This window comes from Gemmatimonadota bacterium, assembly GCA_039715185.1.
In the GTDB taxonomy this organism is placed as follows: domain Bacteria; phylum Gemmatimonadota; class Gemmatimonadetes; order Longimicrobiales; family RSA9; genus DATHRK01.
Genome location: JBDLIA010000018.1, coordinates 25,789 through 45,960, shown reverse-complemented (window position 1 = coordinate 45,960; position 20,172 = coordinate 25,789). Strand labels below are relative to the sequence as shown.

At 70.6% G+C, this 20,172-nt stretch carries 19 protein-coding genes; all 19 read left to right on the top strand.

The window, feature by feature from the left end; all coding sequences use genetic code 11:
• A partial coding sequence (locus ABFS34_05435; protein ID MEN8374873.1) for an NAD(P)H-dependent oxidoreductase subunit E occupies nucleotides 1-510 on the top strand: 510 nt, incomplete at its 5' end.
• Nucleotides 510-1,829: an NADH-quinone oxidoreductase subunit NuoF gene (gene nuoF / locus ABFS34_05430; GenBank protein ID MEN8374872.1), complete on the top strand. Its 1,320-nt coding sequence runs from the start codon at nucleotides 510-512 to the stop codon at nucleotides 1,827-1,829. The genes ABFS34_05435 and nuoF, both read left to right, overlap by 1 nt.
• Before the next feature lie 4 nt (nucleotides 1,830-1,833).
• The gene (locus ABFS34_05425; GenBank protein ID MEN8374871.1) at nucleotides 1,834-3,516 is read left to right on the top strand and encodes a 2Fe-2S iron-sulfur cluster-binding protein; all 1,683 of its coding nucleotides are present in this window, start codon (nucleotides 1,834-1,836) and stop codon (nucleotides 3,514-3,516) included.
• Nucleotides 3,513-4,796, top strand: coding sequence for an NADH-quinone oxidoreductase subunit NuoH (gene nuoH / locus ABFS34_05420; protein MEN8374870.1), 1,284 nt, complete (start codon nucleotides 3,513-3,515; stop codon nucleotides 4,794-4,796). The genes ABFS34_05425 and nuoH overlap by 4 nt, the downstream gene beginning before the upstream one ends.
• The gene (locus tag ABFS34_05415; protein MEN8374869.1) at nucleotides 4,796-5,293 is read left to right on the top strand and encodes an NADH-quinone oxidoreductase subunit I; all 498 of its coding nucleotides are present in this window, start codon (nucleotides 4,796-4,798) and stop codon (nucleotides 5,291-5,293) included. Before nuoH ends, ABFS34_05415 begins: the two co-directional genes overlap by 1 nt.
• Nucleotides 5,290-5,790 carry an NADH-quinone oxidoreductase subunit J gene (locus tag ABFS34_05410; protein MEN8374868.1) on the top strand — a complete coding sequence of 167 codons (501 nt, stop codon included), beginning with the start codon at nucleotides 5,290-5,292 and terminating at the stop codon, nucleotides 5,788-5,790. The genes ABFS34_05415 and ABFS34_05410 overlap by 4 nt, the downstream gene beginning before the upstream one ends.
• Nucleotides 5,791-6,090 (top strand): NADH-quinone oxidoreductase subunit NuoK, encoded by a 300-nt coding sequence (gene nuoK, locus ABFS34_05405; GenBank protein ID MEN8374867.1) that lies wholly within the window; start codon nucleotides 5,791-5,793, stop codon nucleotides 6,088-6,090. It abuts the gene before it with no gap.
• Between the two features lie 4 nt (nucleotides 6,091-6,094).
• Nucleotides 6,095-8,128 (top strand): NADH-quinone oxidoreductase subunit L, encoded by a 2,034-nt coding sequence (gene nuoL, locus ABFS34_05400; protein MEN8374866.1) that lies wholly within the window; start codon nucleotides 6,095-6,097, stop codon nucleotides 8,126-8,128.
• A complete protein-coding gene (locus ABFS34_05395) occupies nucleotides 8,125-9,714 on the top strand; it encodes an NADH-quinone oxidoreductase subunit M (protein ID MEN8374865.1) in 1,590 nt (529 codons plus the stop codon). Before nuoL ends, ABFS34_05395 begins: the two co-directional genes overlap by 4 nt.
• A complete protein-coding gene (locus ABFS34_05390) occupies nucleotides 9,714-11,216 on the top strand; it encodes an NADH-quinone oxidoreductase subunit N (GenBank protein ID MEN8374864.1) in 1,503 nt (500 codons plus the stop codon). Before ABFS34_05395 ends, ABFS34_05390 begins: the two co-directional genes overlap by 1 nt.
• Before the next feature lie 35 nt (nucleotides 11,217-11,251).
• Complete coding sequence (locus tag ABFS34_05385) at nucleotides 11,252-12,625, top strand: phosphomannomutase/phosphoglucomutase (GenBank protein ID MEN8374863.1); 1,374 nt, start codon at nucleotides 11,252-11,254, stop codon at nucleotides 12,623-12,625.
• On the top strand, nucleotides 12,622-15,384 hold the full coding sequence (locus tag ABFS34_05380) for a UPF0182 family protein (GenBank protein ID MEN8374862.1): 2,763 nt from the start codon (nucleotides 12,622-12,624) through the stop codon (nucleotides 15,382-15,384). The genes ABFS34_05385 and ABFS34_05380 overlap by 4 nt, the downstream gene beginning before the upstream one ends.
• Nucleotides 15,385-15,452: 68 nt before the next feature.
• Nucleotides 15,453-16,415, top strand: a complete 963-nt coding sequence (gene arcC / locus ABFS34_05375; GenBank protein MEN8374861.1) for a carbamate kinase — start codon at nucleotides 15,453-15,455, stop codon at nucleotides 16,413-16,415.
• On the top strand, nucleotides 16,412-17,551 hold the full coding sequence (sucC, locus tag ABFS34_05370) for an ADP-forming succinate--CoA ligase subunit beta (GenBank protein ID MEN8374860.1): 1,140 nt from the start codon (nucleotides 16,412-16,414) through the stop codon (nucleotides 17,549-17,551). Before arcC ends, sucC begins: the two co-directional genes overlap by 4 nt.
• A gap of 2 nt (nucleotides 17,552-17,553) precedes the next feature.
• Complete coding sequence (gene sucD, locus ABFS34_05365; protein MEN8374859.1) at nucleotides 17,554-18,432, top strand: succinate--CoA ligase subunit alpha; 879 nt, start codon at nucleotides 17,554-17,556, stop codon at nucleotides 18,430-18,432.
• Nucleotides 18,429-18,836 (top strand): CBS domain-containing protein, encoded by a 408-nt coding sequence (locus tag ABFS34_05360; protein ID MEN8374858.1) that lies wholly within the window; start codon nucleotides 18,429-18,431, stop codon nucleotides 18,834-18,836. The genes sucD and ABFS34_05360 overlap by 4 nt, the downstream gene beginning before the upstream one ends.
• 4 nt (nucleotides 18,837-18,840) lie before the next feature.
• A complete protein-coding gene (ndk, locus tag ABFS34_05355) occupies nucleotides 18,841-19,266 on the top strand; it encodes a nucleoside-diphosphate kinase (protein MEN8374857.1) in 426 nt (141 codons plus the stop codon).
• An 81-nt stretch (nucleotides 19,267-19,347) separates the two neighbouring features.
• On the top strand, nucleotides 19,348-19,914 hold the full coding sequence (locus ABFS34_05350) for a DUF177 domain-containing protein (GenBank protein MEN8374856.1): 567 nt from the start codon (nucleotides 19,348-19,350) through the stop codon (nucleotides 19,912-19,914).
• The gene (gene rpmF, locus ABFS34_05345; GenBank protein ID MEN8374855.1) at nucleotides 19,871-20,053 is read left to right on the top strand and encodes a 50S ribosomal protein L32; all 183 of its coding nucleotides are present in this window, start codon (nucleotides 19,871-19,873) and stop codon (nucleotides 20,051-20,053) included. The genes ABFS34_05350 and rpmF overlap by 44 nt, the downstream gene beginning before the upstream one ends.
• Nucleotides 20,054-20,172 lie beyond the last annotated feature (119 nt).

The following is a 20,172-nucleotide window of genomic DNA, read 5'->3' as shown; positions in this document are numbered from 1 at the left end:
CGCGGCGCGCTGCTGCCGGTGCTGAGTCTGGCGCAGGAGGTGCGCGGGCACGTATCGCCCGGGACCATGGACCGCGTGGGCGAGCTGCTGGAGCTGGCGCCCGCCACGGTGCGCGGGGTGGCGACCTTCTACACGATGTACAACCGGCGCCCGGTCGGGAAATACCTGATCCAGGTGTGCACCAACGTGAGCTGCAACCTGTGCGGCGCGGACGACGTGGCGGCGCGCTTCCTGGCCGAGACGGGGGCGGCGCCGGGCGAGGTGAGCGACGACGGGCTGTTCACCGTGATCGAGGCCGAGTGCCTGGGCGCGTGCGGTTTTCCGACCGTCGTCCAGGTCAACAACCGCTACTTCGAGGGCGTGGCGGACGAAGACGTGCCGGCGATCCTGGAGCGGCTCGAGGCCGAGGGGCTGAGCACGCCGCAGGGCAACGGGGCGCGGCCGACGGGCGCTGGCGGATCGGGGCACGTTTCCGCGGAAACGCCGTCGGACGATGGGGGCGACGCGTAATGGCCTACCCGTACCGCCACCCTTCCGAGACGCGCGTCCTGAGCGAACGCTTCGGCGACCCGCGCGCGCGTACGCTGGAGGGCTGGCGCGAGCAGGGCGGCTACCGGGCGCTCGCGAAGGCGCTCGAGCTGGGACCCGCGGAGGTCATCGACACGGTCAAGTCCAGCGGCCTGCGGGGCAGGGGAGGCGCGGGCTTCCCGACCGGCGTGAAGTGGAGCTTCATGCCGCGCGAGAAGAGCGGGACGCACTACCTGCTGATCAACGCCGACGAGTCCGAGCCGGGCGCGTTCAAGGACCGCGAGCTGATCCGCTGGACCCCGCACCAGTTGCTGGAGGGTGCGCTCATCGGCGCCTTCGCCATCCGCGCCGAGCACGTCTACGTGTACATCCGCGGCGAGTTCTTCGAGCCCACGCAGATCCTGGCGCGCGCCGTCGAGGAGGTCTACGAGGCGGGCATCGCGGGCGCCGACGTGATGGGGTCGGGGGTGTCGATCGACGTCACGCTGCACTGCGGCGCCGGCGCCTACATCTGCGGCGAAGAGACCGCGCTCATGAATTCGCTGGAGGGCCGGCGCGGGCAGCCGCGCGTGAAGCCGCCGTTCCCCGCCGCGGTGGGCGCGTTCGGCAGGCCCACCACGGTCAACAACGTCGAGACCCTGTGCGCGATCCCGCACGTCGTCACCAACGGCGGCGACTGGTACCGCCAGTGGGGCACCGAGAAAAGCCCCGGCACCAAGCTCTTCAACATGTCCGGGCACCTGGTGCGGCGCGGCAACTTCGAGCTGCCGCTGGGCTTCAACCTGAAGGAGCTGCTCTACGACGTGTGCGGCGGCGTCCCGAACGGCCGCTCGCTCAAGGCGGTGATCCCGGGGGGCAGCTCGGTGCCGATCCTCTCCGCCGGCGAGATCGACATCCCCATGCACTACGAGGGCGTGGCAGAGGCGGGCAGCATGCTGGGCACCGCGTCGGTCATCGTCATGGACGACTCGACCAACATCGTAAAGCAGGTGCGCCGCATAGTGGACTTCTACGCGCACGAGAGCTGCGGCCAGTGCACGCCTTGCCGCGAAGGCACGACCTGGCTCGCCAAGATCATGCTGCGCATCGAGCGCGGGCGCGGGACGATGGACGACCTGGACACCCTCGTGCAGCTCGGCAAGAACATGATCGGCACCACCATCTGCGTGCTCAGCGACTCGGCCGCGGCGCCCATCCTGAGCTCGCTCGAGAAATTCCGCGACGACTACCTGGCGCTCATACCCGAGGCGGTCGCGGCCGCCTCGGTCGCCGATACCGTCGCCGCCACGGTGCAGGTGTAGCGCGATGGCCGCCGAGGGCACCGTCACCTGCACGATCGACGGGATCGAGGTCACCGTCCCCGCCGGGACCCGCATCCTCGAGGCCGCCGAGCACGCGGGCGTGGGCGTGGCGCACTACTGCTACCACCCCGGACTGTCGGCGCCGGCGATGTGCCGCATGTGCCTGGTGGAGGTGGAGGGCGCGCCCAAGCTGCAGCCGGCGTGCATCACCCACGTGGGCGACGGGCAGGTCATCCGCACCGAGGGCGGCGAGGCCCAGGAAGCGCGCGAGGGCGTGCTGGAGTTCTACCTCGCCAACCACCCGCTGGACTGCCCGGTGTGCGACAAATCGGGCGAGTGCAGCCTGCAGGACTACGTCCACCAGGAGGGCCGCAAGCACGGCCGCTCGGCGGAGCCCAAGCGGGTGCTGGGGCAGGACTTCTTCGGCGGCGAGTCGGGCGGCATCGTCTACGACGGCGACCGCTGCATCATGTGCACGCGCTGCGTGCGCTTCATGCGTGAAGTCCCGCAGGACGACCTGCTGTGCGTGGTCCAGCGCGGCAACCGCTCGGTGATCGACACGTTCTTCGAGCAGGGCCTGGACGAGTCCGGCTGGGCGCACAACATCATCGACATCTGCCCCGTCGGCGCGCTGCTCGCCAAGGACTTCCACCACAAGGCCCGGGTGTGGGACCTGGACCGCGCGCCGTCCATCTGCTCCGGCTGCTCGCAGGGCTGCAACGTCCACGTGGACGTGCGCGACAACGCGGTGCAGCGGCTGCGCCCGCGCGAGAACCCCGAGGTCAACGCGTACTGGATGTGCGACCACGGGCGCTACGACTACGAGTGGCTGAACCGCGCGCCGTCCACCGTGGGCGGGGGCGCCGCGGAGAGCGCGCTGGCGTCCGGCGACGGCGCCGCCCGGCGGCTGGACGCGCCCATGGTGCGGGGCGCCGACGGCGAGCAGGCCGAGACCGACTGGCGCGAGGCGATCCTGGCGCTGGTGGACCGCGTCTCCCGACACGACGGGCGGGGCGGCGTTACCGCGCTGGTGTCCGCGCGCCAGTCCAACGAGGACGCGGGCCTGGCCGGGCGCCTGGCCGACGTCCTGGGCGGCGCCCGCAAGCTCTACCGCTCCGCGCGCGCCGACGCCGAGGTGCCGTGCGTCGGCGTCCCCGGGCTCGCGCGGCGGCGCGACCTCGCGCCCAACGTGCGCGGCCTGGAGGCGCTCGGCTTCGAACGCGCCGGCGACGACGACGGCGCGGGCGGGCTGGACCGCGCCGGGGGCGTGCTGGTGGTGCTGGGCGACGACCTGGCCGACCTGCCCGCCGACTTCGGCGCGGGCGCCGACCTGTTCGTGTACCTGGGCCACACCCTCACGCCCGCGGCGCGCGCCGCGCACTTCGCGCTGCCCGTGACCACCTTCGCCGAGCAGGACGGCACCTTCACCAACCACGAGGGTCGCGTGCAGCGCTTCTGGGCGGCGCTGCAGGCGCCCGCGCAGGCGCGCCCCGCGTGGCAGGTGCTGGGGGTGGTGCTGGCGGGCGCCGAGGACGGCTCGGCGCCCGCGTCGGCGGCCGACGCGTTCCTGCGCCTGGGCGAGTGGCACGCGCCCTATCGGGGCCTCAGCTACGAGGTCCTGGGCGCCTTCGGCGCGCTCGCCAACGCCTCGGTGCGGGTCACCCCGGACGGCGCGGAGGTGGGATGAGCCAGCACGACCTGGGCGCGCTATCGGGCACCGCCGAGCTGATCATCGTGAACATCAAGGTGCTCACGGTGTTCGGCGCGACCATGGTGCTGGTGGCGCTGTTCACGCTGATGGAGCGCCGCGTGTCCGCGTTCATGCAGGACCGCCTGGGGCCCAACCGCGTGGGGCCGGGCGGCATCCTCCAGCCGGTCGCCGACGGCCTCAAGAACTTCATCAAGGAAGAGACGGCGCCGGGGCAGGCCTCGCGCACGTACTTCTTCCTGGCGCCCATGATCGCCATCACGCCGGCGCTGGTGACCTTCGCGGTGATCCCGTTCGCGTCGCCGCTGCCCACGCCGTGGGGGCTGGTGGACATGGTCGTGGCGGACCTGCCCATCGGCATCCTGTTCATCCTGGCGCTGTCCAGCATGGGCGTGTACGGGCTGGTCTTGGCGGGCTGGTCCTCCAACAGCAAGTACTCCTTCCTGGGCGGGCTGCGCGGCGGCGCGCAGATGGTGAGCTACGAGGTGGCGCTGGGGATGAGCCTGATCCCGGTGTTCATGCTCGCCGGCAACGTCACCCTCACGCAGGTGGTGTGGCTGCAGCAGGAGGAGCTGGGGCTGTGGCTGGCGCTGCCCCTGGGGCTGGCGTTCTTCCTGTTCGTGGTGTCCGCGTTCGCCGAGACCAACCGGCTGCCGTTCGACGTGCCCGAGGCCGAGGCCGAGCTCGTGACCGGCTATCACACCGAGTACTCGTCGATGAAGTTCAGCATGTTCTTCATCGCCGAGTACGCACACATGTTCACCGCGTCGGCGCTCATGGCTACGCTGTTCCTGGGCGGCTGGGACGTGCCCTTCGCGTCGTTCGACGACATGCGCGTGATCGCCCCCGGCGTCGTCGAGGGCGCCCGGCCTGAGGTGTGGAAGACGCTCGTCACCGCGGGCTCGTTCTTCGCCAAGACGCTGTTCTTCGTGTTCCTGTTCATGTGGGTGCGCTGGACGGTGCCGCGCTTCCGCTACGACCAGGTCATGCACCTGGGCTGGAAGGTCATGCTGCCCACGTCGCTCGCGTTCATCGTGCTCATGGGCGCCTCCATCCTGGCGCTGGACACGCTGGGCTGGGATTACGGCCTGCGCTACGGACTCGTGCTGACCGCGGTGAACGTGGTGGCGATGGCGGCCTTCTTCTTCTGGCTGGACCGCGACCGGGTGATCTCGGGCACGCCGCGCCGCGCGCCGCACGCGGACGCGCCGGAGGCCGAGGTGGTGGACGAGCCGGTGCCCGCCGGAGGAAGCTCCTGATGGCGATTCGCACCAAGGTCCTGAAGCGCCCCGAGCGGGGCACGTCGTACATGCGCGCCGCGCTCAAGGGCATGGCGCTGACCTTCCGGCACCTGATCGACACCGACCACGTCACGCTCCAGTACCCGGACGAGAAGCCGGAGCTGGCGCCGCGCTGGCGCGGCACGCACCGCATGGAGGTGCACGCCGACGGCCGGCCCAAGTGCGTGGCGTGCGGGCTGTGCCCCACGATTTGCCCGGCCAACTGCATCCGGCTCGTGCCCGGCGAGGACGACCAGGGCAACCGCTATCCCATCGTCTACGAGATCGACGAGTTCCGCTGCATCTTCTGCGGCATGTGCCAGGAGGTCTGCCCGGTGGAGGCGATCCACGTGGGGCAGGACTACGAGAACGCCGAGTACACGCGCGAGCGCTTCGTCTACGACCTGGACCGGCTGATGGCCCAGGACCACGACGTGACGGCGCTGTGGGATCCGGCCGACCCGGCGTCCGAATGATCGCCGAGCTGATGTGGTGGATCCTGGCATCGCTCGCGGTGGCCGGCGGGGTGGCGATGGTGGCGAGCAAGAACCCGGTCGCGAGCCTGCTCTTCCTGGTGCTCTCGCTCTTCTCGCTGGCGGGCATCTTCGTGCTGCTGGAGGCGCACTTCATCGCGGCCGTCCAGGTGATCGTCTACGCCGGCGCGATCATGGTGCTGTTCCTGTTCGTGATCATGCTGCTGAACCTGGGCGAGCAGTACCGGCCGGACCTGCGGCTGGGCGCGTGGCTGGTGGCCGGCGCGGTCGCGTCGGGCTCGGTGGGCTTCACGCTCGTGCGCGTGCTGCGGCCCGAAGCGGGCGTGGCGCGGGCGCCGCTGGCCCCCGTCGACCCCGACGTCGTAGGCGCCATCGCGGACCCGCTGTTCCGCGACTACCTCGTGCCCTTCGAGGTGACCTCCGTCCTGCTGCTCGCCGCCGCCGTGGGCGCGGTGCTCCTCGCAAAGAGGAGAGTCTAAGTGGCCCTCGTCGAGCACTCGCTGATCCTGGCCGCGTTCCTGTTCGTGATAGGCGTCGCGGGCGTGCTCGTGCGCCGCAACGCGATCATCGTCTTCATGTGCGTCGAGCTCATGCTCAACGCGGGCAACCTGGCGTTCGTGGCGTTCTCGCGGACGCTGGGGATCGACGGCCAGGTGTTCGTGTTCTTCGTGATCTCGGTGGCCGCCGCCGAGGCCGCGGTGGGGCTGGCGATCGTGATCTCCATCTTCCGGCTGCGGGAGACCGTGGACCTGGACCGCATCAACGTGCTGCGCTGGTGACCCGGTGAGCGAGTTCCACCCGGTGCTGCCGTGGGCGATCGTGCTGCTGCCGCTCGCCGGGTTCCTGGTGAACGGCGTCGCCGCGTTCGTCGCGCCCAGGGCGAAGCTCATCCCCACGCTGGTGGGGCCGGGCGTGGTGGGCCTCGCGTTCGCGCTGGCGTTGGCCAACTTCCTGGGCATGTCGGGGGCCGAGCTGCACGGCCCGGTGATCGAGACCTACTGGACCTGGCTGCCGGTGGGCGAGCTGCGCGTGGACGCCGCGCTGCAGCTCGACCAGCTGTCGATCCTGATGGCGCTGGTGGTCTCGGGCGTGGGCTTCCTGATCCACGTCTACAGCGTGGGCTACATGGGCGAGGATCCCGGCTACGCGCGCTACTTCGCGTACCTGAACCTGTTCGTGTTCTTCATGCTGGTGCTGGTGCTCGGGTCGAGCTTCCCGCTGATGTTCGTGGGCTGGGAGGGCGTCGGCCTGTGCAGCTATCTGCTGATCGGCTTCTGGTTCCGGGACCGCGAGAAGGCGGACGCCGGCAAGAAGGCCTTCATCGTGAACAGGATCGGCGACTTCGGCTTCCTGATCGCGATGTTCATGATCTACGTCAAGGTCGGCACGCTGGACTTCGCGGGGGTGTTCGAAGCGGCGCCGGCGGCGTTCGCGTTCGGCGGCCTCGCGATCACCTGGATTTGTCTGTTCCTGTTCCTGGGCGCGACCGGCAAGAGCGCGCAGATCCCGCTCCACATCTGGCTGCCCGACGCCATGGCCGGCCCCACGCCGGTGAGCGCGCTGATTCACGCCGCGACCATGGTCACCGCCGGGGTCTACCTGATCGCGCGCGCGTCGGTGCTGTTCGCGCTCAGCCCCGTGGCGTCGCTGGTGGTGGCAGGCATCGGCGCGGCGACCGCGCTGTTCGCCGCGACCATCGGGCTGGTCCAGACCGACATCAAGAAGGTGCTCGCGTACTCCACCGTGTCCCAGCTCGGCTACATGTTCCTGGGCGTGGGCGTGGGGGCGTACGCGGCGGGCGTCTTCCACCTCTTCACGCACGCGTTCTTCAAGGCGCTGCTGTTCCTGGGTGCGGGCGCGGTGATCCACTCCATGCACCAAGCCATGCACCGGACGCTGAATCACGGCGACCCGCAGGACATGCGCAACATGGGCGGGCTGCGGCGCTACATGCCCATGACGTGGATCACGATGTGGATCGCCACGCTGGCCATCGCCGGGGTGTGGCCTTTCGCCGGCTTCTTCTCGAAGGACGAGATCATCTGGCAGACCGCCGCGCGCGCGCACGGAGAATTCGCGGCCTGGTACACCGCGTTCTGGGTGATCGCGCTGGCGGCCGCGGCGCTGACCGCGTTCTACATGACGCGGCTGATGATCCTGACCTTCCACGGCGCCAACAGGACCGGGGCGGAGGAGGCGACGCACCTGCACGAGGCGCCCGCGGTGATGTGGGTGCCGCTGGCGCTGCTCGCCGCGGCGTCCGTCGTCGGCGGCTGGATCAACGTGCCGGAGGCCATCGGACACAACCGGCTGCTGGGGTGGTTCCCGCACTCGGAGTGGCTGCACGACTGGCTGCACCCGGTCACCGAGGGCGCCGAGGCCGTACTGGCGACGAACGTGGGCGAGGGCCTGCACACCGCGCCGTTCGGCGGCGGTGAGGTGGCCTGGGCGTTCGGGTCGCTGCTCATGGCGGTGGCGGTCATCGCCGTGACCGCGGCGCTGCTGCGGCGCCGCGCGGTGGCCCCCGCCGCCGCCGCCGAGGCGCCGCGCGGCCTGGCCAAGGTGCTCTACGACAAGTGGTACGTGGACGAGCTGTACGACGCGGCCGTCGTGCGGCCCGTGATCGGCGCGTCGCGCGCGCTCTGGCGCTGGGTGGACGAGGGGCTGATCGACGGCGCGGTCAACGGGATCGGGCGCCTGACCCGTGGCGTGGGGACGGTCGCCTCCCGCGCGCAGACCGGCCAGACCGCGCTGTACGCCGCCGCCATCGTGGCGGGCGTGCTGATGCTCCTGGGCTTCGTGATGTGGACGCCATGACGGGAGGCTGGGTGCTCAACGCGCTGCTCGTGATTCCCGTGGCGGGCATGCTCGCGGTGGTCCTGGCGCCGCCGCGCTGGGCCAAGTACGTGGCGCTGGCGGCGGGCGCGGCGGAGTTCGTCGTGTCGCTGCCGCTGTGGTTCTCGTTCGCCGCGGGCGTCGACGGATTCCAGTTCCGGAGCGCGGCCGAGTGGATCCCCGCCTGGGGCATCTCCTACTCGGTGGGCGTGGACGGGATCAGCGTGCTGCTGGTGCTGCTCACGACGCTGCTGTTTCCCATCACCACGCTCGGTTCTTTCCGCTACATCCAGAAGAAGGAAAAGACCTTCTACGCGATGATGCTCCTGCTGGAGACGGGGGTCGTGGGCGTGTTCGTCGCGCTGGACGTGTTCCTCTTCTTCGTGTTCTGGGAGCTGGTGCTGGTGCCGATGTACCTGATCATCGGCGTCTGGGGCGGCGAGCGGCGGGTCTACGCGGCCATCAAGTTCTTCCTGTTCACGGCCGCGGGCTCGCTGCTGATGCTGGTGGGCATCCTCTACTTGTTCTTCAAGTACCAGGCTCTAACCGGTGCTCCGTCCTTCGCTTACGTGGATCTGCTGCAGGTGCCGCTCACGCTGAAGGAGCAGCTCTGGCTGTTCTCGGCGTTCGCGTTGGCGTTCGCCATCAAGGTGCCGCTGTTCCCCTTCCACACCTGGCTGCCCGACGCGCATGTGGAGGCCCCCACGCCCGGCTCGGTCATCCTGGCCGCGGTGCTGCTGAAGATGGGGACGTACGGCTTCGTGCGGTTCCTGCTGCCGTTCTTCCCGCTGGCCTCGACGCACCCCGACGTGGTGAGCGTGGTGATGGTGCTCGGGGTGATCGGCATCCTGTACGCGGCGTGGGTGGCCGCGGTGCAGCCGGACGCCAAGAAGCTGATCGCCTACACCTCCGTGGCGCACATGGGCTTCGTGGTGATCGGCGTGTTCGCGCTCACCGTGAACGGGCTGCAGGGCGCGATGATCGTGATGCTCTCCCACGGCGTGGCCACGGGGGCGATGTTCCTCCTGCTGGGGATGCTCTACGAGCGCCGCCACACGCGCCTGATCGAGGCCTACGGCGGCTTGGCCGCGGTGACGCCCATGCTCGCCACGGCGTTCGTGATCACCGCGCTCGCGAGCATCGGCGTGCCCGGGACGAGCGGCTTCGTGGGTGAGTTCCTGGCGCTGCTGGGGACCTTCGAGACGCACCCCTTCGTGGCCGTGGTGGCGGGCCTCGGCGTGATCTTCGCTGCCTACTACATGCTGCCGATGGTCCAGCGGATCTTCTTCAACGCGGTGGACGACCCGGACAACGAGCGGCTGCTGGATCTGAGCCCGCGTGAGGCGGTCGTGCTGGCGCCGCTGCTCGCGCTGATGATCTGGATGGGCGTCCAGCCGGGTCCGTTCCTGCGCCGCATGGAGACCTCCGTCGAGTCCGTGGTGGAGCGCGTCCAGGCGCAAAGGCTGGTGGCGCCCATCGCGGCTGCGCCGGGTGAGGTGGTCGTGATCGAGCTGGCCGAAGTGGAGCCCGCCGCGGTCGACCGCGCGCACGAGGAGGACGCGCCGTGATGATCGACTACGCGTCGGCCGTGGACTACGCGTGGGTGCTGCTACCCGAGCTGGTCCTGAGCGCGGCGGCGATGATCGTGCTGCTGGTGGACGTGTTCCAGAAGGGCGACGCGAGCCGGCCCTCGTCTCGCCTGATCCCGGCGCTCGCCGGGTTGGGCGTGGCCGCGGCGTTCGCGGCCAACCTGTGGCTGCTCGGGCTCCAGGAGGCGGACGCCACCGGGATGATCGCGCTGGATTCGTTCCGGGTGTTCTCCAACGCGCTGTTCCTGCTCGCGGTGGCGCTGTTCCTTGGCATGGCGCCGCGCTACCTGGAAGAGAACGGCATGCACCTGGGCGAGCTGTACGCGCTGGTGCTCTTCGCCACGGTGGGCATGATGGTGTTCGCCGGGTCGCGCGACCTGATAGTCATCTTCCTGGGCCTGGAGCTGCTGTCGATCGCGGTGTACGTGCTCACCGCGGCCAACCGGCGCGACCAGCGCTCGGCCGAGGCCGGGCTCAAGTACTTCCTGCTGGGCGCGTTCTCGAGCGCGTTCCTGCTGTTCGGCGTCGCCATGATCTACGGCGGCACCGGCACCGTGAACCTGGTGCGGCTGGGGGACATCCTGGCGGACGGCGGGGGCCCGCTCGTCACCGTTGGGCTGGCGCTGCTGCTGGTGGGCTTCGGCTTCAAGATCGCCGCGGTGCCGTTCCACATGTGGACGCCCGACGCCTACGAGGGGGCGCCTACTCCCATCACCGCGTTCATGGCGGCGGCGGTGAAGGCGGCCGCCTTTGCGGCGCTCGTGCGGGTGCTGCTCACGGCTTTCCCGGGCATGTACGCCACGTGGGGACAGCTGGCGTTCTGGCTGGCGATGCTGACGATGGTCGGCGCCAACCTGGTCGCGCTGGCGCAGGACAACGTGAAGCGCCTGCTCGCGTACTCGAGCATCGCGCACGCCGGCTACCTGCTCGTGGCGGTCGCCGCGGGCACCGACGTGGGCGCCGCCGCGTTCCTGTTCTATCTGTCGGTCTACACGCTGATGAACGTGGGCGCTTTCGCGGTGGTGATGACGGTCGCCGGCCTGGGCGAGGCGCGCATGGGCATAGGCGAGTACAGCGGGCTGGCGTGGCGCAAGCCGGCGCTGGCCATCGCCATGACCATCTTCCTGCTCTCGCTGGCGGGCTTTCCCTTGACGGGCGGATTCATCGGCAAGCTCTACATCCTGCGCGCGGCGGTGGAGCGTGGCCTGCTGGCGCTGGCCATAGTGCTCGTGCTGACGTCGCTGGTGTCCTACTGGTACTACCTGCGCGTGGCCTGGCACATGTGGTTCCACGACCCGGCCGAGGGGGGCGCCCGGGCGCCGCTGCGGATCCCCTTGGGCGTGGTCGCGGTGCTGGCCGTATGCGCGCTCGGCGTGCTCGCCGCGGGGCTGTTCCCCGCCGCGCTCCTGGACCTCGCCAGCGCCGGCGCGACCGCGCTGGGCGGACCGTCCGCGGCGGTCGCGGGCGCCGCCGCTCCCTGACGCGGTTGACCGCCTCCTTCCACAGTCGGAGCATCATGGGACCCAACCGGCACATCTTTCGCGAGTACGACATTCGCGGCGTGGTAGGCGAGGATCTGGATCCGGGGGTGGCGGAAGCGATAGGTCGTGCGCTGGGGTCGGAGGCCGTGAGCCGCGCGCCGGGCCGCACGCCGCTGCTCGCGCTCGGACACGACAACCGGCCCAGCTCTCCGGACCTGGCCGCGGGCGCGGCGCGCGGCATGCTCGCCGCCGGTGCGGACGTCGTCGGCGTGTCCACGGTGCCCACGCCCACGCTTTACTGGGCGGTGCAGCGCTTCGGCGCCGACGGCGGGCTGCAGATCACCGGGTCGCACAACCCGCCCGAGTACAACGGCTTCAAGATGGTGCTGGGCGGCCGGTCGGTGTACGGACCCGCCATCCAGGACCTGCGCCGCCGCATCGTGGAGGCCGATTTCAGCGCGGGCGAGGGCAGCGAGCGGCGCGAGTCGATCCTGGATGACTACATCGACGACGTGGCGGGTCGCTTCTCGCTGAAGCGCCCCGTGCGCGTGGTGGTGGACTGCGGCAACGGCACGGGTAGCCTGGTGGCGGTGGCCCTGCTCGAGCGCATCGGCGCGGAGGTGATCTCGCTGTTCTGCGACTCGGACGGCACCTTCCCCAATCACCACCCCGATCCGGTGGTCGACGAGAACCTGGTCGACCTCATCGCGGAGGTGCGCGCACGCGGCGCGGACCTGGGGGTAGCATTCGACGGAGACGCGGATCGCGTGGGCGCCGTCGACGAACGCGGGCGCATCATCCGCGGCGACATCCTGCTCCTGCTGTTCGGGCTGGACGTGCTGGAGCGGAACGGCCCCGGCGCGCAGATGATCTTCGACGTGAAGTGCTCGAAAGCGCTCGCCGAGGTGTTCGAGGCCAAGGGCGGGCGGCCGATCATGTGGAAGACCGGCCATTCGCTGATGAAGGAGAAGATGAAGGAGACCGGGGCCCCCCTCGCCGGCGAGTTGTCCGGCCACATCTGCTTCGCCGACAGGTACTACGGCTTCGACGATGCGCCCTACGCTGCGTGCCGCCTGATCGAGCTCGTGTCCCGCTCGGAGGCGCCGCTGTCGGCGCGGCTGGACGCGTTTCCGGCCTACGCGTCGACCCCCGAGATCCGCATCGACGTCCCCGAGGAGGAGAAGTTCGCGCTGGTCGAGCGAGCGGTCGCGCACTTCAAGCGAGACCACGAGGTGGTGGACGTGGACGGCGCGCGCGTGACCTTCGGCAACGGCTGGGGGCTGCTGCGGGCGTCGAACACGCAGCCGGTCCTGGTGGCGCGCTACGAGGCCGAGGATGAGGACGAGCTGGCGCGCATCAGGTCCGAGATGGAGGGCTGGCTGCGCGACCAGGGCGTGACGCTACCATGAAGTGGAGGCCGGGGCGCGGAGCGCTGCTGGTGGGGCTGGCCCTGCTCGTCGGGCTCGCCAGCCTGAGCGCCGTATCGAGCGTCTACACGGACGCGCTGTGGCACTCCTCGCTGGGCTACGCGTCGGTGTACTGGAGCCGCATCCGCATCGCGGTGCTGGTCCAGGGCGTGGCGGCCGCGGCCGGCGCGGCGCTCATCCTGGGCAACCTGCTCCTGGTGAGCCGGCACGCCGGTGCGGTGCGCGTCCGGCGCCGGTTCGGCAACCTCGAGATCTCCGAGCAGATCCCGCGCAGGGTCGTCCTCGTGGGCATCTCGGTCGTTGCCGTGCTGGCCGGCTGGTGGCTGGCCGCGCTCCAGTTCGGAGGCGGCAGCGCGCTGCACGTATTCGCGTGGTTCCGGCGCGTGCCGTGGGGCGTGGAGGATCCGCTCTTCGCGCGCGACGCGGCGTACTACGTGTTCACCCTGCCGCTGCAGCTTCGCGTCATCGACTACCTGGTGCTGATCCTCATCTGGAGCGGCATGCTGGCGGGCACCGGGTACGCGCTCGCGGGTGCGGTCAGCTTCGCGGAGAACCGCGTGCGCATGTCCGACCCGGCGCGGCTCCATCTCGTGGGCATCCTCGCGTCGCTGGTCGTCCTCATGGGCGTGCGCTTCTGGCTCGGGCAGTACGAGCTCCTGCTGGACGGGGACGCGATCGGCGGCGCGCTCGGCTACACCGACGTGCGCGTCCGCCTGCCGGCGCGCAAGGCGCTGGCCATGCTCAGCCTGGTCACCGCGGTGGCGATCGTGGTGGGCGCGGTACGGCGCAGCTGGGTGGCGCCGCTCGTGGCCGGCGGCGTGCTGGTCGCCGGCATGGCGGTGGGCGGGATCATGGCGCCCGCCCTGGTTCAGAGGTTCGCGGTGGAGCCCAACGAGCTGGCGCGCGAGACGCCCTACATCCGCTGGAACCTGGAGTTCACCCGGCGCGCGTTCGGGCTCGCGGAAGTGGACCGGCGCACGATGCCCTATCGGCCCACCTCTCCGGCGCGGCTGGCCGAGCTCTCGCCACAGCTGGCGTCGCTGCCGCTGTGGGACCGCGAGCCGCTGCGCACGGCGTACAATCAGCTCCAGTCCTTCTACGACTACGACCGCTTCTTCGACGTCGATTTCGCGCGTTACGTGGACGCGGATGGGACGCCGCGACAGGTGGCCGTGGCGGTGCGCGAGGTGGACCAGGCCGGGGTGCCGGAGGACGCGCGCACCTGGCAGACGCTGCGCCTGAATCCGCGCTACATCCGGGGGCTCGGTGCGGTGGTCACCCCGGCCGCCCAGAAGACCACCGAAGGCGAGCCGGTGCTGTGGTTGCGCAATCAGCCCCAGGGAGCCGCTCTGCAGGGCGCCGAGACGTCCGTGCAGCGCGCTTCCGGCGCTCCGCCTGAAGTGCGGCTGGAGACCCCCGACATCTTCTTCGGCGAAGCGACGCGCGACTACGTGATCCTGGTGCCGGGCAGGGAAGAGGAGTTCACCGGGGAGGCGGGCGTCGACTACCCGGAGGGCGTCCGGCTGGGGTCGTTCCTGCGCGTGGCGGCGTTCGCGTGGCGCTTCGGCGACAAGAACCTGCTCTTCTCCGGCGAGGTCAGTGACGACAGCAGGATCCTGTTCCGCCGCACCATCGGCGAGCGCGTACGCACGCTGGCGCCGTTCATGCTATGGGATTCGGACCCGTACGCGGTCGTCAGCGGGGGGCGCATCCACTGGATCATCGACGGCTACTCCGCAACGCGCTCCTATCCCATCGCGCGCCGCCACCGCGTCCAGGGCGTGGGCGATTTCCGCTACCTGAACCACAGCGTCAAGGCCGTTATCGACGCCGTGACGGGGGACGTGGCGATCTACGACATGGGTACCGGGGACCCGCTCGTGGCGACCTATCAGCGCGTGTTCCCGGGCCTGATCCGGCCCGAGGAAGAGCTGCCGGACGCGCTGCGGCCGCACCTGCGCTACCCGCCGCTGTATCTGAAGACCCAGGCGGAGATCCTGGGCACCTACCACCTGGACAGCCCGGAGGCCTTCTACGCGGGCCGCGACTTCTGGCAGATCCCGGTCGCGGGCGGCAACGGCCGTGGCTCGACCTACCGGCCCGATTTCGCCGTGATGTCGCTGCCCGGCGAGCGGCCCGAGTTCCTGCTCAGCGTCCCGCTGGTGGCGCGCGACCGCGAGAACATGACCGCGCTGCTGGTGGCGCGGAACGACCCGCCGAGGTACGCCGAGCTGGTCCTGCTGGAGCTGCCCAGGGACCAGCTCGTCCCCGGACCGGGCCAGGTGCTCGCGCTGACCGAGCAGGACCCGGCCATCTCCGAGCGCCTGTCGCTGTGGCGCCAGCGCGGCAGCGAGGTGGACCTGGGGCAGATGCTGGTCGTCCCGCTGGGCAGCTCGTTCCTCTACGTGCAGCCGTTCTTCATCTCCTCCGAGGACCAAGAGCGCCGCATTCCGCGCCTGGAGCAGGTGGTGGTGAGCGACGGCCGCAGCGTGTCCATGGACACCAACCTGCGGCGCGCGCTGGAAGGGCTGGCCGCGGTGACATCCGGCTCGGGCGAAGTGACGCTGCCGTTGACCGCCGACGCCGGCGCCACCGAACTGGGGTCCTGGCCCGCGGAGGCGCTGGAGCTGCTCGACCTGGCCGACGAACGGCTGCGAGCGGGTGACTTCGCGGGATTCGGAGCGCGCTGGGAGGAGCTGCGCGAGCTGCTGCGGTCGGCGTCAGCGGGGGTGGAGCCGTAGGTGCGCGCTAGGAGGGTCCCGGGCGCCGCGCCCCCGGCGCGTTGCTGGCCCCAGGGGCGTGCCCTATGATGCCGCGTTCTCCAAGTCAGGACATAGGCACGATCGTCGTCGCGCTGGGCGGGAACGCGCTGCAGCCCGCCGGCGGGAGCGGGCACATCCACCAGCAGTTCGCGCACGCGCGCGACAGCCTCGCGCCGGTCGTCGAGCTAGCGAGCGAGGGCTGGAAGGTGGCGATCGTGCACGGCAACGGCCCGCAGATCGGGGACGCGCTGCTGCGCAACGAGTGCGCCGCCGATCGCCTCCCGCCGCTTCCGCTGGGGGTGCTGGTGGCGGGAACCGCGGGCTGGATCGGCTACATGCTCCAGCAGTCTCTGCAGAACGCGCTGAAGCGGCGCGGGGTGCGCCGGCTCGTGTCGACCGTGATCACCCAGGTCCGGGTGGACCCGGACGACCCGGCGTCTCTCGAGCCGGTCAAGCCGATCGGGCGCGCGCTGGAGCGCGCCGAGGCCGAGCGGCTGGAGACCGAGCTGGGGTGGCGCGTGCGCGAGACCGCGGCCGGCTGGCGCCGGGTGGTGGCCTCGCCCCGGCCGCTGGAGATCATCGAGTCCGAGCAGATCGGGCGCCTGGTGCAGGCCGGCACCATCGTGATCGCGTGCGGCGGCGGCGGCATTCCGGTCGTTCGGGGCGACGCGGGCCTGGACGGCGTGGACGCGGTCGTGGACAAGGACCGGGCGGCCACCGTGTTGGCGTGTGACATCGACGCGTCCGAGTTGCTCATCCTGACCAACGTGGACGGCGTCTACGATGGCTTCGGCACGCCGAGCGCCCGGCTCGTTCGGCGCATGGGGCTGGACGCGGCGCGCGACATGCTCGCCAGCGGCGAGTTGGGCGCGGGCTCGATGAGGCCCAAGCTCGAGTCGGCGATCGAGTTCGTGAGGCAGGGGGGCAGGAGGGCGATGATCGCCCGGCTCGACAAGGGAATCGAAGCCGTGCAGGGGACGGCTGGCACGACGATCGCGGAGAACGAATGAACATACACGAGTACCAGGCGCGCGACCTGCTGCGCGACCACGGCGTGCCGGTGCCGCCGGGGCAGATCGCCCGAACGCCGGCAGAGGCGGAGGCCGCCGCGCGCGCCATCGGCGGGATGGTGGTGGTCAAGGCGCAGGTGCACGTGGGCGGCCGCGGCAAGGCGGGCGGCGTCAAGCTGGCCGCCGATCCGGCCGAGGCCGCCGACAATGCCGCCGCGATCCTCGGCATGGACATCAAAGGCCTCACGGTGGACAAGGTCCTCGTGGCCGAGGCGGCCGACATCGCCACCGAGGCGTACGTGGGCGTCATAGTCGACCGCGACGGCAAGCGGCCGGTGTTCATGGTCAGTCGCGAGGGCGGGGTGGACATCGAGGAGGTAGCCGAGACCAACCCGGACGCGATCCGCAAGCTACCCGTGGACCCGCGCTACGGACTCCTCCCGCACCAGGCGTACTGGCTCGCCGCGTCGCTGTACGACGACCCCAAGCAGCAGCGCGCGTGCGCCAGGATCCTGCGCCAGCTGTGGACGGCGTTCAACGCGGCGGGCGCGTCGCTGGCCGAGATCAACCCGCTGATCACGACCCCCGAGGGGGACGTGGTGGCGATCGATGCGAAGTTCAACATTGACGACAACGAGCTCTTCCGCAGGCCCGACATCGAGGAGCTCCGCGACGCCTCCTCCGAGCCTCCGGCGGAGACCCGCGCCAGGGAAGCCAACCTCACCTACATCAAGCTGGACGGGGACATCGGCGCGGTGGTGAACGGCGCGGGGCTGGCCATGGCGACCATGGACCTGATCAAGTACTACGGCGGCGAGCCGGCGAACTTCCTGGACATCGGCGGCTCCTCCAACCCGCAGAAGGTCGTGGACGCGCTGGGCATCATCGCCAGCGATCCCCACGTGCAGGTGATCCTGTTCAACATCTTCGGCGGCATCACGCGCTGCGACGACGTGGCGAACGGTATCGTGGAGGCGACGGGCCAGATCGACATCGGCGTGCCGCTGGTGATTCGCCTCACGGGCACCAACGAGGAGGAGGGCGTGGCGATTCTGGAGGCCGCCGGGTTCAGCGCAGCGACGTCGATGGACGAGGTCGTGCAGCGCGCGGTGGCCATCGCGCGGGAAGGGCAGTAGACGTGGCGATCTTCATCGACGAGAAGACCAAGCTGGTGATCCAGGGGATCACCGGGCGCGATGGGTCCTTCCACGCCGCGCAGATGATCGAGTACGGCACGCGCGTGGTGGCCGGCGTCACCCCGGGCAAGGGCGGCCAGAGGTTCGACGCGGCCGGGGCCTCGGTGCCGATCTTCGACACCATGGACCGCGCCGTGGCCGAGACGCGCGCCGACACGTCGGTGGTCTACGTGCCGCCCGCGTTCGCCGCGGACGCCATCATGGAGGCCGCCGACGCCGGCATCGGCTTCATCGTCGCCATCACCGAGGGGATCCCGGTCCTGGACATGACGCGCGTGTACGAGTACGTGCGCGGCAAGGGCGCCAGGCTGCTCGGGCCCAACTGCCCCGGCCTGCTGTCACCCGGCAAGTCCAAGGTCGGGATCATGCCCGGGAACATCGCCACGGCCGGCGGCGTGGGGGTGGTGTCGCGGTCGGGCACGCTCACCTACGAGGTCGTCTGGCACCTGACCCAGGCCGGGATCGGGCAGACCACGTGCGTGGGCATCGGCGGCGATCCGATCATCGGCACGTCCTTCATCGACTGCCTCGAGGCCTTCGAGGCCGACCCGGACACCCGCGCGGTCGCGATGATCGGCGAGATCGGCGGCAGGGACGAGCAGCGCGCGGCGGAATTCGTGGCGGGGGAGATGAGCAAGCCCGTCGTCGGATTCATCGCCGGCCAGACGGCGCCTCCGGGACGCCGCATGGGACACGCGGGGGCGATCATCAGCGGATCATCGGGCACGGCGGGCGAGAAGATCGCCGCCTTCGAGCAGCACGGCGTGGGCGTGGCGCACAGGCCGGCCGAGGTCGCCGACCTGATCCAGGGTGCGCTGTGAACCGCGCTAGCCTCACCGCCGGCGACGTCATGACGCGCCGCTACCCGAGCGTCGCGGCCGACGCGCCGCTCACGGCGGCCGTGGAGCGCATGCTGGAACACGAGGTCAGGGCCATCCCCGTCGTGGGAGAGAAGGATGAGGTCCTGGGCATGGTGAGCAGCCGGGACGTCCTCGAGGCGCTGCTGCCGGAGCTGGGGCGCGAGCCGGATGAGGAGGGCGAGGCCGGGGTGGTGCGCGACATCATGAGCCGGACGGTCCTGTGCGTTCCGGAGGACCTGGCGGTGACCGACGTCGCCAACATGATGATCAACAAGCACGTGGAGCAGGTCCCGGTGGTGCGCGACGGCCGGCTGGCCGGCGTGCTGACCCGCAGCGACATCATTCGAAACCTATTCGCACGCTGAGGATATGCAGACGACCCTTGCGATCATCAAGCCCGGCGCCTGCGGCAAGAACCTGGCGGGCGCCATCCTGGCGCACCTCCAGCGGGAAGGCTTCACCGTGCGCGCGCTGCGCATGCAGCGTCTCACCGAAGGCCAGGCGCGCGCGTTCTACGAGGTCCACCGCGAGCGGCCGTTCTACGAGTCGCTGGTCGCGTTCATGACCTCCGGCCCGGTCGTCCCGCTCGCGCTGGAGCGCGAGGAGGCCGTCGCGACGTTGCGCGAGGTGATCGGCGCGACCGACCCCGCCGAGGCGGCGCCGGGCACCATCCGGGCCGAGTTCGCGGAATCGAAGGAACGCAACGCGATCCACGCGTCGGACTCGGTGGACAACGCCGCGCGCGAGGTGGCGTTCTTCTTTTCGGAGGCGGAGTTGCTGGGCAATCTGCCCTGAGACCGGGCGGCGCGCCGGGGCTCTGGCTGGGGCGTCCGATGTGGTTGACACCCCGTGGCGCTTGGGCGAGCTTTGCCGACTATGCTCGCCGTGGATCTCGGATATCTGGCGCGCTCCGGGGGGCTGGAGATCGCCGAGGAGCTGGAGGCAGGGGGCGATGAGTGGAGCGGCGCGGACGCGACGCTGTCCGGGCCGCTCGCCGTGCACCTGGAGGTGCGCAGCGCTGCCGGCGACGTGATCGCGCGCGGACGCCTGGCGGGAACGGTAGCGGGGGAATGTCGCAGGTGCCTGCGGCCCGTTCGGCAGTTGGTGGATGAGCCGGTGACGTTGGTGTTTCGGCAGCAGGGCGGGGACGCGGACACGTATCCGCTCCCGGATCGGGGCGCGACCCTGGACCTGTGGCCGGCGGTGAGGGAGCAGTGGTTGCTGGCGGTGCCGGCGTTCCTGGAGTGCGAGGCGGGCTGCAAGGGGCTGTGTCCCCTCTGCGGCGTGGACCTGAACGAGCGACAGTGTGGGTGCGTGACGTCCGAGCGGGACGCGCGCTGGGGCCCCTTGCGGGCGCTGGCGCGGGCCGGCAGGGGCGAAGCCAAAGACGAGGTGGGCGATGGCCGTTCCGAAGAAGAAGATATCGAAGCAGAGAAAGCGTAAGCGGCGCGGCCACCACAAGGCCGAGGCGCCGGGCGCGGTCGCTTGCGACAACTGCGGAGACCCCAAGCTGCCGCACCGGGTTTGCCCCAACTGCGGGCACTACCGGGGTCGCGCGGTGCTCGAAGTCGAGGAGTTCTAGTGTGCCGGCGCGGAAGTCCCGTGTGGCCGAATGCCTATGGGACTTCTGCAACGGTACACTAGGAAACGATCCTCACGCCGGCCGGGTCCACCGGTGGCGCGGATGTCGTCCTGCCGCCA

What these genes read in the sequence shown, in the direction of transcription:
- nuoH (MEN8374870.1), top strand. Translation starts at nt 3,513, where the DNA reads ATGAGCCAGCACGACCTGGGCGCGCTATCGGGCACCGCCGAGCTGATC.
- ABFS34_05385 (MEN8374863.1), top strand. Translation starts at nt 11,252, where the DNA reads ATGGGACCCAACCGGCACATCTTTCGCGAGTACGACATTCGCGGCGTG.
- ABFS34_05350 (MEN8374856.1), top strand. Translation starts at nt 19,348, where the DNA reads ATGCTCGCCGTGGATCTCGGATATCTGGCGCGCTCCGGGGGGCTGGAG.
- nuoF (MEN8374872.1), top strand. Translation starts at nt 510, where the DNA reads ATGGCCTACCCGTACCGCCACCCTTCCGAGACGCGCGTCCTGAGCGAA.
- ABFS34_05415 (MEN8374869.1), top strand. Translation starts at nt 4,796, where the DNA reads ATGGCGATTCGCACCAAGGTCCTGAAGCGCCCCGAGCGGGGCACGTCG.
- ABFS34_05425 (MEN8374871.1), top strand. Translation starts at nt 1,834, where the DNA reads ATGGCCGCCGAGGGCACCGTCACCTGCACGATCGACGGGATCGAGGTC.
- ABFS34_05380 (MEN8374862.1), top strand. Translation starts at nt 12,622, where the DNA reads ATGAAGTGGAGGCCGGGGCGCGGAGCGCTGCTGGTGGGGCTGGCCCTG.
- ndk (MEN8374857.1), top strand. Translation starts at nt 18,841, where the DNA reads ATGCAGACGACCCTTGCGATCATCAAGCCCGGCGCCTGCGGCAAGAAC.
- rpmF (MEN8374855.1), top strand. Translation starts at nt 19,871, where the DNA reads ATGGCCGTTCCGAAGAAGAAGATATCGAAGCAGAGAAAGCGTAAGCGG.
- ABFS34_05395 (MEN8374865.1), top strand. Translation starts at nt 8,125, where the DNA reads ATGACGGGAGGCTGGGTGCTCAACGCGCTGCTCGTGATTCCCGTGGCG.
- arcC (MEN8374861.1), top strand. Translation starts at nt 15,453, where the DNA reads ATGCCGCGTTCTCCAAGTCAGGACATAGGCACGATCGTCGTCGCGCTG.
- ABFS34_05390 (MEN8374864.1), top strand. Translation starts at nt 9,714, where the DNA reads ATGATCGACTACGCGTCGGCCGTGGACTACGCGTGGGTGCTGCTACCC.
- ABFS34_05410 (MEN8374868.1), top strand. Translation starts at nt 5,290, where the DNA reads ATGATCGCCGAGCTGATGTGGTGGATCCTGGCATCGCTCGCGGTGGCC.
- sucC (MEN8374860.1), top strand. Translation starts at nt 16,412, where the DNA reads ATGAACATACACGAGTACCAGGCGCGCGACCTGCTGCGCGACCACGGC.